13 protein-coding genes are annotated in these 14086 nt (G+C 73.2%); 6 read left to right on the top strand and 7 right to left on the bottom strand.

Annotated elements, in window-relative coordinates:
• The first annotated feature begins 39 nt into the window (after positions 1-39).
• Both ACIBL4_RS22310 and ACIBL4_RS22305 read left to right on the top strand, forming a co-directional pair.
• Positions 40-1419, top strand: a complete 1380-nt coding sequence (locus tag ACIBL4_RS22310; protein WP_399412663.1) for an 8-oxoguanine deaminase — start codon at positions 40-42, stop codon at positions 1417-1419.
• Positions 1420-1642: 223 nt separating this feature from the next.
• Positions 1643-3031 (top strand): nucleobase:cation symporter-2 family protein, encoded by a 1389-nt coding sequence (locus ACIBL4_RS22305; protein ID WP_399412661.1) that lies wholly within the window; start codon positions 1643-1645, stop codon positions 3029-3031.
• Positions 3032-3061: 30 nt separating this feature from the next.
• On the opposite strand, the gene ACIBL4_RS22300 is transcribed toward ACIBL4_RS22305, so the two are convergent.
• The 3 genes from ACIBL4_RS22300 to ACIBL4_RS22290 all read right to left on the bottom strand — a co-directional run bounded on the left by ACIBL4_RS22300 (position 3062) and on the right by ACIBL4_RS22290 (position 5473).
• Positions 3062-3484 carry an acyl-CoA thioesterase gene (locus ACIBL4_RS22300; RefSeq protein WP_399412659.1) on the bottom strand — a complete coding sequence of 141 codons (423 nt, stop codon included), beginning with the start codon at positions 3482-3484 and terminating at the stop codon, positions 3062-3064.
• Positions 3485-3548: 64 nt separating this feature from the next.
• Entirely contained in the window at positions 3549-4178 is a 630-nt protein-coding gene (locus ACIBL4_RS22295) for a hypothetical protein (RefSeq protein ID WP_399412657.1), read from the bottom strand.
• A 59-nt stretch (positions 4179-4237) separates the two neighbouring features.
• Positions 4238-5473: a pyridoxal phosphate-dependent aminotransferase gene (locus ACIBL4_RS22290; protein ID WP_399412655.1), complete on the bottom strand. Its 1236-nt coding sequence runs from the start codon at positions 5471-5473 to the stop codon at positions 4238-4240.
• 86 nt (positions 5474-5559) lie between these two features.
• Between ACIBL4_RS22290 and ACIBL4_RS22285 the strand changes: the two genes are divergently transcribed.
• A complete protein-coding gene (locus ACIBL4_RS22285; RefSeq protein ID WP_399412653.1) occupies positions 5560-6186 on the top strand; it encodes a winged helix-turn-helix transcriptional regulator in 627 nt (208 codons plus the stop codon).
• A 37-nt stretch (positions 6187-6223) separates the two neighbouring features.
• On the opposite strand, the gene ACIBL4_RS22280 is transcribed toward ACIBL4_RS22285, so the two are convergent.
• The 3 genes from ACIBL4_RS22280 to ACIBL4_RS22270 are packed head-to-tail and all read right to left on the bottom strand — an operon-like array spanning position 6224 to position 9830.
• Positions 6224-7015, bottom strand: coding sequence for a hypothetical protein (locus ACIBL4_RS22280; protein WP_399412651.1), 792 nt, complete (start codon positions 7013-7015; stop codon positions 6224-6226).
• Positions 7015-8289 carry a VWA domain-containing protein gene (locus ACIBL4_RS22275; RefSeq protein ID WP_399412649.1) on the bottom strand — a complete coding sequence of 425 codons (1275 nt, stop codon included), beginning with the start codon at positions 8287-8289 and terminating at the stop codon, positions 7015-7017. The genes ACIBL4_RS22280 and ACIBL4_RS22275 overlap by 1 nt, the downstream gene beginning before the upstream one ends.
• Positions 8290-8333: 44 nt before the next feature.
• A complete protein-coding gene (locus tag ACIBL4_RS22270) occupies positions 8334-9830 on the bottom strand; it encodes an IucA/IucC family protein (protein ID WP_399412647.1) in 1497 nt (498 codons plus the stop codon).
• 127 nt (positions 9831-9957) lie between these two features.
• On the opposite strand from ACIBL4_RS22270, the gene ACIBL4_RS22265 reads away from it, so the two are divergent.
• Both ACIBL4_RS22265 and ACIBL4_RS22260 read left to right on the top strand, forming a co-directional pair.
• Positions 9958-11523: an IucA/IucC family protein gene (locus ACIBL4_RS22265; protein ID WP_399413473.1), complete on the top strand. Its 1566-nt coding sequence runs from the start codon at positions 9958-9960 to the stop codon at positions 11521-11523.
• A 102-nt stretch (positions 11524-11625) separates the two neighbouring features.
• Positions 11626-12792, top strand: a complete 1167-nt coding sequence (locus ACIBL4_RS22260) for a Rieske 2Fe-2S domain-containing protein (protein WP_399412645.1) — start codon at positions 11626-11628, stop codon at positions 12790-12792.
• On the opposite strand, the gene ACIBL4_RS22255 is transcribed toward ACIBL4_RS22260, so the two are convergent.
• Entirely contained in the window at positions 12783-13514 is a 732-nt protein-coding gene (locus tag ACIBL4_RS22255; RefSeq protein ID WP_399412643.1) for a hypothetical protein, read from the bottom strand. The two genes, ACIBL4_RS22260 and ACIBL4_RS22255, sit on opposite strands and share 10 nt — an antisense overlap.
• A 166-nt stretch (positions 13515-13680) precedes the next feature.
• Between ACIBL4_RS22255 and ACIBL4_RS22250 the strand changes: the two genes are divergently transcribed.
• Entirely contained in the window at positions 13681-14067 is a 387-nt protein-coding gene (locus ACIBL4_RS22250; RefSeq protein WP_399412641.1) for a (2Fe-2S) ferredoxin domain-containing protein, read from the top strand.
• Positions 14068-14086 lie beyond the last annotated feature (19 nt).

The following is a 14086-nucleotide window of genomic DNA, read 5'->3' as shown; positions in this document are numbered from 1 at the left end:
TCCTGCCGTGCCCCTCCAACCCAGCGCAAAGGACGAACCATGGCAGCAGCCCGGCGCATCGTCATCGAGAACTGTGCGATCGCGACCGTCGACGCCGACGACACCGAGTACGCCTCCGGGCACGTCGTCCTCGCCGGCAACCGCATCGAGTCGGTCGGCGCGGGCAAGGCCCCCGAGGGCCTGGAGAACGTCGTACGCCGTATCGACGCCTCCGGTCACCTCGTCACCCCCGGACTGATCAACACCCACCACCACTTCTACCAGTGGATCACCCGTGGTCTGGCCACGGACCACAACCTGTTCGACTGGCTGGTCGCGCTGTACCCGGTCTGGGCGCGCATCGACGAGCCGATGGTGCGCGCGGCGGCTCAGGGCTCGCTCGCGATGATGGCCCGCGGCGGCGTCACCACCGCCATGGACCACCACTACGTCTTCCCGCACGGCTCCGGTGACCTCTCCGGCGCGATCATCGGCGCCGCCCGCGACATGGGCGTCCGCTTCACCCTCGCCCGCGGCTCGATGGACCGCAGCGAGAAGGACGGCGGCCTGCCCCCGGACTTCGCCGTCGAGACCCTCGACGGCGCGCTGGCCGCCACCGAGGAGACCGTGCGGCAGCACCACGACTCCTCCTTCGACGCGATGACCCAGGTCGCCGTCGCGCCCTGCTCGCCCTTCTCCGTCTCCACCGAACTGATGCGGGACGGCGCCCAGCTGGCCCGCCGCCTCGGCGTACGGCTCCACACCCACGGCTCGGAGACCGTGGAGGAGGAGAAGTTCTGCCACGAACTGTTCGGCATGGGCCCGACCGACTACTTCGAGTCCACCGGCTGGCTCGGCGAGGACGTGTGGATGGCGCACTGCGTCCACATGAACGACTCCGACATCGCCGCCTTCGCCCGCACGAGGACCGGCGTGGCGCACTGCCCGTCGTCCAACGCCCGCCTCGCGGCCGGTATCGCCCGCGTCCCCGACATGCTCGCGGCCGGCATCCCGGTCGGCCTCGGCGTCGACGGCACCGCCTCCAACGAGTCCGGCGAACTCCACACCGAGCTGCGCAACGCCCTCCTCATCAACCGCCTCGGCGCCCACAAGGAGGCCGCCCTGAACGCCCGCCAGGCGCTGCGCCTCGGCACGTACGGCGGCGCCCAGGTACTGGGCCGGGCGGCGGAGACCGGCTCCCTGGAGCCCGGCAAGCTCGCCGACCTCGTGCTGTGGAAGCTGGACACGCTCGCCCACGCCTCCATCGCCGACCCGGTGACCGCCTTGGTCTTCGGCGCGGCGGCCCCGGTCACCGCCTCCTTCGTGGACGGCCGGCAGATCGTCGAGGACGGGCGGCTGCTCACGGCCGACGAGGACGCCATCGCCCGCTCCACGCGGGACGAGGCCCGGCGGCTGGCGAGGATCGCCGCGCAGGCCTGAACACCCCGATGACTCCGGCCGGGAGGGACGGCTCCCGGCCGGTGGCCGCGGACCCGAGCGGGGTCCACGGCGGTCGTCTCCGGGGCGTGTGCCTGAACGCGCGCGCCCCGGAACGGCCACCCCCGTCCCGCATGTCCGGTCCCGCACGACCACTCGCACCACCTCCTTGACACCCACGGCCGTCATCCGGCGCAGCCGTGTAACCGGCCGGAGGGAAGCCGCCGTGGCCGACCACCCCGTTGACGAAAAACTCCCCGCGCTCAAGATGGCGACGACCGGCCTGCAGCATGTGGCCGCCATGTACGCGGGAGTCGTCGCCCCACCTCTGATCGTCGGCGCGGCCATCGGCCTGACCGCCACCGACCTGACCTTCCTCACCGGCGCCTGCCTGTTCACCGCGGGCCTTGCCACGATCCTGCAGACCATCGGCATCTGGAAGATCGGTGCCAGGCTGCCGTTCGTCAACGGCGTCACCTTCGCCGGTGTCGCCCCGATGACCGCGATCGTCGCCGCCACCGAGGACAAGTCCGACGCCCTGCCGATCATCTTCGGCGCGGTCATCGTCGCCGGACTCCTCGGCTTCACAGCCGCCCCCGTCTTCTGCAAGGCGGTCCGCTTCTTCCCACCGGTGGTGACGGGCACGGTCATCACCCTGATCGGCATCTCCCTGCTCCCGGTCGCCTTCGGCTGGGCCCAGGGCCCCGACCCGGCGGCGCACGACTACGGTTCGGCGACCAACCTGGGGCTGGCCGCCGGTACCCTCGTCATCGTCCTGCTGCTGCGGCGCTTCACCCGGGGCTTCGTCAAGCAGATCGCGGTGCTGCTCGGCCTGGTCGCCGGCACGCTCATCGCGATTCCGTTCGGCGCCACGGACTTCGGCCCGGTCGCGGACGCGGCGGTCATCGGCTTCCCGACCCCGTTCCACTTCGGCGCACCGCAGTTCCAGCTCGCCGCGATCCTCTCCCTGTGCGTGGTGATGGTGGTGTCGATGACCGAGTCGACCGCCGACATGCTGGCGCTCGGTGAGATCGTCGAACGCCCGGCCGACGAGAAGACCATCGCGGCCGGCCTGCGCGCCGACACCCTCGGCTCGGCGATCAGCCCGCTCTTCAACGGCTTCATGTGCAGCGCCTTCGCCCAGAACATCGGCCTGGTCGCGATGACGAAGATCCGCAGCCGGTACGTCGTCGCGGCCGGCGGCGGCTTCCTGGTGCTGATGGGCCTGTGCCCGATGGCCGCCTCGCTGATCGCCGTCGTACCGCGCCCGGTGCTCGGCGGGGCGGGTGTGGTCCTGTTCGGCTCGGTCGCCGCCAGCGGCATCCAGACCCTGGTCCGGGCCGGTCTGGAGAAGGACAACAACGTCCTGATCGTGGCCGTCTCCCTGGCCGTCGGCATCATCCCGATCACGGCGCCGGAGTTCTACCACGCCTTCCCGGAGACGGCGCGGATCGTCCTGGACTCGGGCATCTCGACGGGCTGCGTGGCGGCGGTCCTGCTGAACCTGGTCTTCAACCACCTGGGCCCGCGCTACCGGGACGCCCACGACGTGACCCACCCGATGGAGGCGGGCGAGGAGATCACGGGCGTCCCTAGCGCCCCGGCAGCACCGTGAGACCGGCGCCCGCAGGCCCCCGTCCCGCCGCTACAGGCCGAACAGCCCCGGGTCCGACGCGAGTTTCCTGAAGTGCTCCCGGGGGTCCGGGAGCAGCTTGCGGGCCTTCAGGTCCAGCAGGCCGCCGACCGCCGTGATCTCGGCCGCCACCGTGCCGTCGGTCTTGCGGACCGTCTGTTCGATGCGGAACGTCTTGCCCTCGCCCCAGGCGAAGGCGCAGGTCACCTCGACCTCGTCGCCCGCGAGCAGCTCGCGCTTGTAGCGGATGGTCGTCTCCAGGGCGACCGGGCCCACGCCGCTGCCGATGAGGGCGGACTGGCTGATCCCCGCGGCCCGCAGTAACGACCAGCGGGCGTGTTCCGCGTAGTTCAGGTACACGCTCTGGTTGAGGTGACCCTGCACGTCGGTCTCGTAACCGCGGACGGTCACCGGGACGGAAAACGGCTCGCTCATGGCTTCCCTTCTCACACCGGGCACGCGTGGCGTACGCAACGATCCACCGATCTTGGCATGCCCCTCACGCCCGGCGGGGCGAGGCCAGGAGATAGCGGGTCCCGGTGCGGTGCTCGCGGTGCTCGCTCACCTGCCAGCCTGCCGCTTCCAGGGTGGCCGCGCAGGTCCGCAGCGCCTCGCCGTCCGGCTCGTACACGGCGACGGCCTCCGGCTGCGGGGTCTCCCGCACCCGGTAGCCCCCGTCGCCCTGCCCGGCCGGGTGGTGTCCGGCCGCCTCCAGCGCGAGGGCGGCGGCCTGTACGAGATGCGTACGCTCCCAGCCGCACGGCCGCTCCACCGCGCCGTCCGGGTTGGTCATCCGGCGCAGCTCCAGCAGCCCCTGCCAGGCGCTGTGCACCTCGCGGCGCCGCGCGGGCCCGCTCTGCGGTGCCGCCTCCTCCCCGCCGACGCGCGCGGCGAACACACCGGCGGTGGCGGGGGCCTCGGTGGCGGGCTCGTGCACCTGCATGACGCCCTGCCGTACCCGGTGGCCCTCCGGCGTCAGGAAGTGATCGTGCGGCGGCCGCGGGTGCCGGAAGGCGAGCCCCCGCTTCACCAGCGCCGCGAGCTGCGCCTCCGTACCCCGCAGCCGGCCGGTCACCGGGTCGGCGGCGTCGATGACCCGCCGCTGCGCGGCGGTCGGCGGTCGGGTCACGGCGCGCTCCTCTCCGGCACGGGACAGGTCCCGGGGCACTCGCCCCACCTGCTGGAAGGCTACGACCCGCCACTGACAATCGCGCCTACTGCCGGTACCCCCCCGAGGAACCGCCCGATCCGCCCGATCGCCGCCTCCAGGTCGTCGGCGTACGGGAGGGTCAGGATGCGGAAGTGGTCGGGCGTGGGCCAGTTGAAGCCGGTGCCCTGGACCACTTGGATCTTCTCCCGCAGCAGCAGGTCCAGGACGAACTTCTCGTCGTCGTGGATCTTGTGCACCTTGGGATCGAGGCGCGGAAACGCGTACAGCGCCCCCTTCGGCCTCACGCATGTCACGCCGGGGATCTCGTTGAGCTTCTCCCACGCCACGTCGCGCTGCTCGCGCAGCCGGCCGCCCGGCCCGGTGAGGTCGCGGATGGACTGCCGGCCGCCGAGCGCGGCCTGGATGGCGTACTGGGCGGGCGCGTTGGCGCACAGCCGCATGGAGGCCAGCATGGTGAGGCCCTCCAGGTAGTCCTTCGCGTGCTGTCTCGGGCCCGTCACCACCAGCCAGCCCGAGCGGAAGCCCGCCACGCGGTACGTCTTCGACAGGCCGCAGAAGGTGAGCACCACCAGGTCGGGGGCGAGCGCGGCGGCCGAGTGGTGCACGGCGTCGTCGTAGAGGATCTGGTCGTAGATCTCGTCGGCGAACACCATCAGGCCGTGTCGCCGGGCGAGGTCGAGGATGCCCTCGACGATCTCCTTCGGGTAGACCGCGCCGGTGGGGTTGTTGGGGTTGATGACGACCAGGGCCTTCGTACGGTCCGTGATCTTCGACGCCATGTCGTCCAGGTCCGGGTACCAGTCGGCCTGCTCGTCGCAGAGGTAGTGGACCGCCTTGCCGCCCGCGAGGGTCGTCACGGCCGTCCAGAGGGGGAAGTCCGGGGCGGGGATGAGGATCTCGTCGCCGTCCTCCAGCAGCGCCTGGACCGCCATCGAGACCAGTTCGGAGACGCCGTTGCCGAGGAAGACGTCGTCGACGCCGACCTCCAGGCCCAGCGTCTGGTAGCGCTGGGCGACCGCGCGGCGGGCGGAGAGGATGCCGCGCGAGTCGGTGTAGCCGTGCGCCTGCGGCAGCATCCGGATCATGTCCTGGAGGATCTCGTCCGGCGCCTCGAATCCGAAGAGGGCGGGGTTGCCCGTGTTCAGGCGCAGCACGCTGTGACCGGCCTCCTCCAGCGCGTTGGCGTGCTCTATGACCGGGCCGCGGATCTCGTAACAGACCTCGCTCAGCTTGCTCGACTGCCGGAACTCCATGCGCTGCTTCCCCTCGCCGACTGGTGTTGCTTGGTTTTACCAAGTAGCCGCTTGGAAAGTCCAACAACTTGTCTAGACTGCGTCGCATGCCACCTCGCCGCAGCTACGACCAGTACTGTTCCGCCGCCCGCGCCTTGGACGTCGTCGGCGACCGCTGGACCCTCCTGATCGTCCGGGAGCTCCTCGCCGGTCCCCGCCGCTACACCGACCTGCACGCGGACCTGCCGGGCGTCAGCACTGACGTACTCGCCTCGCGGCTGAAGGACATGGAGCGCGACGGCCTCGCGACCCGCCGGCGGCTGCCCCCGCCCGGCGCGGCCAACGTCTACGAACTCACCGCCCGGGGACGGAAGTTGCTGCCCGTACTCCAGGCGCTGGGGGAGTGGGGCCAGGCGGAACTCGGCGAGCGGCGGCCGACGGACGCGGTGCGGGCGCACTGGTTCGCCCTGCCCCTGCTGCGCCTGCTGGACGGGGAGGGACTCGTCGAAGTGTGCCTGGAAGAAGGGCAGTTCCACCTGCACGCCGGTGCCGAGGAGGGGCCCGTGTACGGCGACGGGCCCGCCCCCGGCGAGCCGGACGCCCGGCTGGTCCTGGACACCGGCACGTGCACGGCGCTCAGCCGGGGGGAGCTGAGCCTGGCCCGGGCCGTGCGCGAGGGCCGGGTCGAGGTGAGCGGCGAGGGCACGCTCGCGAAGGCACTCCGCGAGGCATGAAAGAAGGCCCGTGTGACACGGGCCTTCTGATGAGGTGTCAGGCGCTCGGTGGCACCCGCACGGGCCGTCCCGCGCCGCGTGTCAGCGCGTACCCGCCGACACCCGCCAGCGCGGCCAGCACGCCGCCCACCGCCGTCCACACCCACCGGTCCGACCACCAGCCGGACGCCCAGCCGTCCTCCGGTTCGAGACCGGCCAGCACCGCCGCGTTCTCCTGCTCGTCCTCGGGCTTCGTCGCGATGCCCGGCACCAGGGGCTCGGACAGCGAGCCGTCCACCGCCGCCGCGCCGCCGATGTCCTTGGAGTCGGCCCGGACCTCGGTGCCGACCGGGAGGCCCAGGTCGGAGGCGGGGACGCCGGTCGCCGTCAGCCGGATGTAATACGTGCCGGGCAGCGGGTCGTTCGCCCACGGCTCCGACCAGGCGCGGACCGTGCGCAGCACACAGGCCAGCTCCACGGAGGGCGTGTCCGCCGCCGCGGTGCGGGTCTGTGCCCCGTACTGGCAGGCCTGGCGGCGGCGCAGGCCGTCGTACACGTCGATCTGCCAGGTCTGCGCGGCGTGGGTGTCCGGCAGCTTCACCGTCGCCCTGACCGTGGGGCGCTGCCCGGTGTCGGCGGGGAACGACCAGTACAGGTAGTCGCCCGTGGAGCCGCTCGCCGTGGCGCGCTGCCCCTGCTCGAACTCCGTGGCCGTACGGAAGGAGGTGCCCGCCCGGGTGGGTGCCGCCGAGGAGTCCTGCGAGGGACTCGGCGAGGCGTCGGCCGCGGCCGGAGCGGCCGCCAGTCCGAGGGTCAGCAGCGCGGCGCTCAACGCACGTATGGTTCGCATCAGTTGGTCCTCCAGACCGCGACCCGCCAGCGCGAGAGCCAGCCCCAGAGAAGACCGGCGAGGAAGCCGGTGAGAATCAGCGCACCGAGCAGCCACCAGCCGCGGCCGAGGCCGAAGGAGGCCACGTCACCAGCCCGGCTCGGGCCGTCCACGACGTCGACCGTCAGCTCCAGCGGCAGCCCGGGCGTGGTCTTCACCCCGGAGGCCGGCGAGAAGGAGTGGGTGACCGCCAGGCACACGGTCTCCGCGGCCGGCTTGTCCCCGTCGGAGTCTTCACGCTCGGGCTCGGGGTACCTCAGCCCCGCCGAGATGACATCCGTACGGCCGTTGCCGGCCGCCTCGCCGCGCACGATCTCCCGGCCGTGCGTCGTGACCGCCCGCAGCAGCACCCCGTAGCCGGGGTTCACGGCCCGGTCGGCCGCCACGCTCACCGAGGCCCGCAGCTCCTGGCCCGGCAGCACGTCCACCCGGTACCAGCGCTGCTGCCCGAACTCCTCCCGGTCCGTGTACAGCCCCGACTTCAGCTCCGGTGCCTTCGCGCACTCGGCGGCGCCCTCCGCCGGCACCGGCGTCACCACCGGGTCGGCCGCCCGGTCCACCAACTGGTTGACCCGGTCGGTGAGTTCGTCCTGGTGCTCCACCGAGGTGTACGTGCCGCCGGTGGCTTCGGCGATGCAGCTCAGCTGCCTGCTCAGCTCGGCGGTCGGCACCAGGCCCAGCGTGTCGATGGTCAGGCCGATGCCCTTGGCGGCGATCTCGCGGGCCACCTCGCACGGGTCGAGCGGCGCGCAGGTGTCCTCGCCGTCGCTGATCAGCACGATGCGCTTGGAGCCGTCGCCGCCGTCCAGGTCGTCGGCCGCCTTCAGCAGGGCCGGGCCGATCGGCGTCCAGCCGGTCGGACTGAGCGTGGCGACGGCCGTCTTGGCCTCGGTGCGGTCCAGCGGGCCGACCGGGTAGAGCTGCGCGGTGTCCTTGCAGCCCGTCTTCCGGTCGTCGCCCGGGTAGTTCGCGCCGAGGGTGCGGATGCCGAGCTCGACCTCCTCCGGTGTCGCGTCGAGCACCTCGTTGAACGCCTGCTTCGCGGCGGCCATCCGCGACTGCCCGTCGATGTCGCGGGCCCGCATCGAGCCGCTGACATCGAGGACGAGGTCGACCTTGGGGGCGTCCTGGCCGGTGGGTTCACCGGCTGCCGCTCCGGCCGGGAAGGCGAGCCCGGCCGTCAGCGCGGCGAGCAGGGCACAGACGCCCGCCGCCAGCCGTTTTCTTGTGATCATCGGCGGATCTTATTGATCCGGGGTGCCGTGCTCCAAAACGGGGCTCAGACCAGGGGATTGGGCAGGTCCGCCCACTGGTCGCCGGGCGTCTGCGGCGAGAGCCGCATCAGCGTCAGCGCCTTCGTGGGCAGGGGCTCCGCTCGCAGCGCCGCGAGGTCCGGGGTGCGGGGCAGATCCCGTACGGCCGTCTCCAGCGCCTGCGTGAGCGCCGCCCCCGACCCCGCCGTGCCGGCCAGGGCGCCCGCCACCAGCGAGCCGAACAGCTTGCGCCGCAGTGCCCGTTCGTCGTCCGTGACCATACGGGCGGGCAGGTCGGGCACCGCGATGCCGTGCCGGGCGAGACGGGCCGGGCTGACGCGGATGTCGGCCAGGTCGCGGTAGACCAGCCGCAGCGGATCGCCCGCCGACGAGAGGATCACCAGGAGGTTCTGGCCGTGCGCCTCCAGTGCCACGCCCAGCTCCAGCAGCCGCAGACCGACGGTGAGGGCGAGGCGCGCGAAGGCGGCCAGCCAGGCGGGGGAGCGGGGGAGCTCGGTCGTGGCGAGTGCCGCCACCGGCAGGACCCGTTCGCCGGACGTCGTGTACGTCTCCGGGGGCTCGCGCAGGACGGCCGCGAAGTCGGGGGAGCCGGCCGCCGCCGCGCCCAGGGTGCGGGTCATGTGCAGCAGGCCGTCGGTGTGCGCCGCCGGCGTCCCGGCGAAGTCCGACAGCACCGCGGACGCGGCGACCGAGGCCAGCGAGATGTCCCGCACCGAGGACGTCAGCCGGGCGCTGAGCGAGGTCTTGACGTGCGGCCCGCCGGGCAGCGCGAGCGTCCGCAGTGCCATCAGGGGGTGCCCGGCGCGCCGCTCCTCGCACACCCGCTTCAGCACATGCGCCGCCTGCCACGGGTGCACCGGCAGCACCACCCGCTCCCCGTCCCGCAGTTCCCGCGGCCACGCCCCCGTCACCAGGCACTCCTCCGCCCGCACCGGAACCAGCCCCAGCTCCACCAGCGGCCGGTGCTCGGGCCCGTAGGCGAGCTGCTCCGCCACCGAGAAACCGGGCCGGGACCGGCACGTGGGGTGGAACGGATGCCCGTCGATGATCCGCTGCTCCCACTCCCAGTCGCTCTGCGGCCACCCGTCGGCAGCGTGCCCCTCCTGTCCCGCCCTCGACAGCGCCAACGAGGCGACGCTGTGCGCGAGTTCAGCGGCGAACGACGCGGAGTGCGGTACGGCGAGGTCCGTCACCAGCCGGGCCGGATCGTCGTACTCCGCCTCGTCGAGCCGTACGACGGTGACGTACGCGCCGGTCGCGTACGGATCCGGCCGCGGGCCGTGCAGCCGGCGGCCGTCCGGCAGGTACAGGGTCAGCCCGTCTCCGCCCTGCTCGCGGTGGGTGACCCAGGGCAGCGGGTCGTGGGCGAGACCGCGCCACAGCCGGGACAGCACGGCCGCCCGGGCACCGGGCAGTCCGGCCTCGTACCGCGGCAGAAGACCGGGCCGCACGACGGCCAGTTCGTCGGCGACCTCGGCCTCGGCGGTGGGGGTACGGTGCACGGGCGGGCTCCTCGGGTACGAATAGGGCGTCACGACGGGATGACGACGGCACGCATACTGATCATCTCCGCCCGGAAGTCCGGAAATCCTTCAAGGACCGCAGGGAACGAGTGGAAGCGTGGACCTCATGCCCCCGCCCGACGGCGACGACTCCGCCCACGGTGACTGTGCCCATGGTGACTCCGCACACGGTGTCCCCGCCCAGGACGACCCGGTCACCGGCGGCCTCGCCGAACGGGCCGACGCGTATGCCGCCGTGCCGCTGCTGAACTGCCTGCTGCGGGAGGTGGCGCGGCCGGTGAGCGAAATCGGCGAGCACCGGGTCCACCACCTGCCCGGCGCGGACCGCCTGCTGCGCGTGCGCGGCACGCGGCGGCCCGCCGCGCCCGAGGTCCGCACGGCCGGCGGCTGGCACCGTATCGGCCACACCGAACTGGTCAAACTCGTCGCCGAGGAACTGCGCCGGCACACCGGGCTGTCCAACCACGAACTTCCCGCCGAGATGATCGACAGCCGGGACGCCGTGGCCGCGCTGCTGGCCGCCCGCGCCCGGGCCACCCCGCCCGACGACCCCTATCGGCGCTCCGAGCAGTGCCTCCTCACCGGCCACACCCACCACCCGGCCCCGAAGGCGCGCGGCGGCGGCCCCGCCGCCGGCTGGCTGCCCTACGCGCCCGAGGCGTACGCCCGCTTCCCGCTGACCCTGCTCGGGCTGCGCGAGGACACCGTCGTCGAGGAGGGCGACACCTCGGCCCTCGACGCCCTCGGCACGGCCCCGCCCGGCTACCGGCTGCTGCCCGCGCACCCCTGGCAGCTCGACCTGGTCGGCGCGGAGCTCGCCGACGCCTTCGCGGACGGCAGACTCGTCCGGCTCGGCACGACCGCCCCCGACACCTGGCCGACGGCCGCGATCCGCACGCTCTACGCGCCCGGGCCCGACCTCTTCCTGAAGTTCAGCCTGGACGTGCGCATCACCAACGACATCCGCCGGCTGTGGCGGCACGACCTGCTCGCCCTGCGCCGCACCGACACGGCCGTGCGCGCCGCCCTCGACGCGTTCGAAGGCCCCCCGGCCTGGCTGAGCGACCGCGGGTACCGCACCGCCGACTTCGCCTTCGAGGCCCTGGCCGTCCTCGTCCGGGACGGTTTCGGCGGCCGTCTCCTGCCCGGCGCGACCCCGTTGCTCGCCGCAGGTCTCGTCGAGGGCTTCGACGGCAGCCCGCTCGACCGGGCCGCCGACCCCGGGGCCTGGTGGGCGGCGTACCTGGCGCGGGTGGTGCCCCCGGCCCTGACGGCCTTCGCCCGGCACGGTGTCGTCCTCGAGGCGCACCTCCAGAACACTCTGGTCGCCGTGGACGCCGGCGGCATGCCCGTGCAGGCGCTGTACCGGGACGCCGAGGGCGTGAAACTGCTGCCGGACGTCTCGCGCGAAGCCGGCTGGCAGCGGCTCGTGTACTGCCTCGTCGTCAACCACCTCAGCGAGATCGCCGGAGCCCTCGTGGAACGCCACCCCGGCTTCGACCCCTGGCCCGCGGCCCGCCGCGAACTCGCCCGCCACGACGTCCCCGAGATCCCCGCCCTGCTCGCCTCACCCACCCTCCCCGGCAAGACGAACCTGCTGCTGCGCTGGACCGGCGCGAACGGCGCGGACGCGCGCTACCTGCCGTTGCCCAACCCGCTGCGCGGCGCCTGAACGAGCCGGTCACCCGTCCGGACCCTCCGGCGGGGCACCGGCGCGGGGCCGCGGTCAGGGTGAGGGTGGCTGTCCGTGCCGTGTCCCCCTGCGAGGAGAGGTATGACCGAGACCGACAGGGCCACCGCCCTCGCCGCCGAGCACTCGGAGCACACCGACCCGGATCCCGCCAAGGCCGATCTGCGCAGGGTGGGCGCGCACCCGGACCACTGGTATCCGGTCGCCCTGTCCCGGCGGGTGCGCACCGGGAGGGTGCTGGCGGCCGCGTTCGCGGGGGAGCGCATCGCCCTGTTCCGCTCAGAGAGCGGCGACGTGCACGCGCTGGAGGACCGGTGCGCCCACCGGCAGGTGCCGTTGAGCATGGGCGTCGTGGAGGGCGAGACGCTCCGCTGCCGCTACCACGCCTGGGCATATCGCGGCGACGGCCGCATCTCGCAGATCCCGTACCTGGCCAAGGGCGATCGCCGGCCGCCCCGCGGCGTGCGCGGCTACCCCGTGCGCGAGGCGTACGGCCTGGTCTTCGTCTTCCCCGGCGACCCGCGGCTGGCTGCGGCCACGCCGTTGCCGCATCTGCCCGCCTTCGGTTCCCCGCGGTACCGGACCATGACGTACTCCCGGACCGTGCGCTGCCACTACTCGTTCCTGCACGAGAACCTCCTCGACATGAACCACCAGTTCCTCCACCGGGGCGTCGTCGGCAGGCTCCACCCCGACCTGCTGGGATACGAGGCCGACGAGCGGTCCGTGGAGGCCAGGTACCTGTTCACCCACACCGGGGGAAAGCGCAACCGCAGCGCCGGGCTGCTGGCGGCCGAGGGCCTCGGGGGCGGCACCGCCGACGTCATGACGATCCGCACCGAGTACCCGTACCAGACGCTCGACCTGGTCCCCGAGAACGCCGACCGCCCCGCCTTCCGACTCTGGGCCGCCTACGTGCCCGAGGACGCCGAGCAGCGCACGTGTCACGCCTTCGGCCTGCTCATGATCGAGAAGCCCCGGATCCCCGGCCTGCTCCAGGTGGCCTGGCCGTTCATCAGGCGTTTCACCGAGCGGGTGTTCGCCGAGGACCGCATGGCCGTGGAAGCCGAGCAGCGGGCCTGGGACGAGCAGGGCGAGGACCGCAACCACGAGGTCTTCCCACTGATCCTCGACGTCCGCGAGGTGCTGCGCAGAAACGGCGTCCCCGTCCGGGCCCGGGCCGCCGCCTGCGGCAGGGCGGGACTGTGCGACGCTTCGGGGCTCCCCGACGGCCTCCGGGGTCAGGAGTGACCTGACGCCGGTGCCGGCTCCGGGACGGGCGGGGTCTCGTCGTCCATGTCGCCGCGCAGGGCGGCGAGGACGAAGGCCGTCATGGAGACCAGGCCGAGCAGCGCGAGCGGTCCCCAGATCGCCGGAATCGCCCAGAACGGCCAGCCGTTGGCGCTCTGCGCCCACAGGGTGAACAGGGCCGCGACGCCCATGCAGACGCCGTGCCACCGCACCACGCGTCCCGCTGCCGCGTGCCGCCGGTCGCCCCGCGCGAACAGCGGCCACACCCCGCCGACGAGGGCGGGCAGACCGAACGCGCAACAGGCGAGCGCACCGCCGAGGCGGTCCTCGGACCAGCCCACCGGCCCGTGGGACGTCTGCTGCCTGTGCCCGTCGCCGTCCCGCACCTCTACGACCTGCCCGTGCCAGATCAGGCCGACGACCTTCTCGCCCGGCTCGAGCTCCGAAAGGACCGGATCGGTCCGCCGGAACGTCACGTGCCAGGGCTTGCCGGAGGGCAGCAGCAGCTCCGCCTCCGGTGAGCCGTTCCGCCGCCCGCGGTTCAGGTCGGCCTTCCGGACGCTGAATTCCTGCTCCCACCGGCACGCCGACGCGTTCACCGGGACGGAGGCGCAGGCCGGCGCGGCACGGAACTCCCGCTCCCGGTCCAGCGCCCCGCGGACCTCCAGGGCCATGGCCACGCCGACGACGAGCGTCGCGAGACCCATCAGCTGCCAGGTCACGTTCCCAGGCCCTTGCCGTCCGCCCGAACCCATCGTGCCTCCCCACGTCTCGCCCGGATCCGCCCGAACGGTATCCGAACCTGTCCGGACCAGCCCCTGGCGACCTGACGGCCTCATGGAATGATGATCGGCGGCAGCGTGAGGACGGAACGACGAGGAAGCCGGTGTGACCGACGATCCCCTGGACGGAACGGCGACCGGCCGGGCACCCTGCCGCATCGTCGTGTGCCGGGACTGCTGTTGCGGCAGCGGCAAGGTGACCGGGGTCGATCACGCGGCCCAGACCGAGCGGCTGCGCGCGGCGGGGCCGGTGCGGATCTCCGCGTGTCTCGACGTCTGCGACCAGGCCAACGTCATCGTCGTCCAGCCGTCCGCCGAGGGCCGGGCCGCCGGCGCCCGCCCGGTGTGGCTCGGGCTGGTCAACGACCCGGCCGCGACCGAGGACGTCGTCTCCTGGGTCCGCGAGGGCGGCCCGGGCGTGGCCCCGCGGCCCGACATCCTCGACCTGTACGTCTTCAGTCCCCGAGCGCGACGGCGCCCCGGCTCTCCCTGACCCGGGAGCCGCCTCGCGC

The organism is Streptomyces sp. NPDC050416 (assembly GCF_044458845.1).
Classification (GTDB): Bacteria; Actinomycetota; Actinomycetes; order Streptomycetales; family Streptomycetaceae; genus Streptomyces.
Note: the sequence above shows the minus strand (reverse complement) of the source record. Positions and strands in the feature narration are given on the sequence as shown.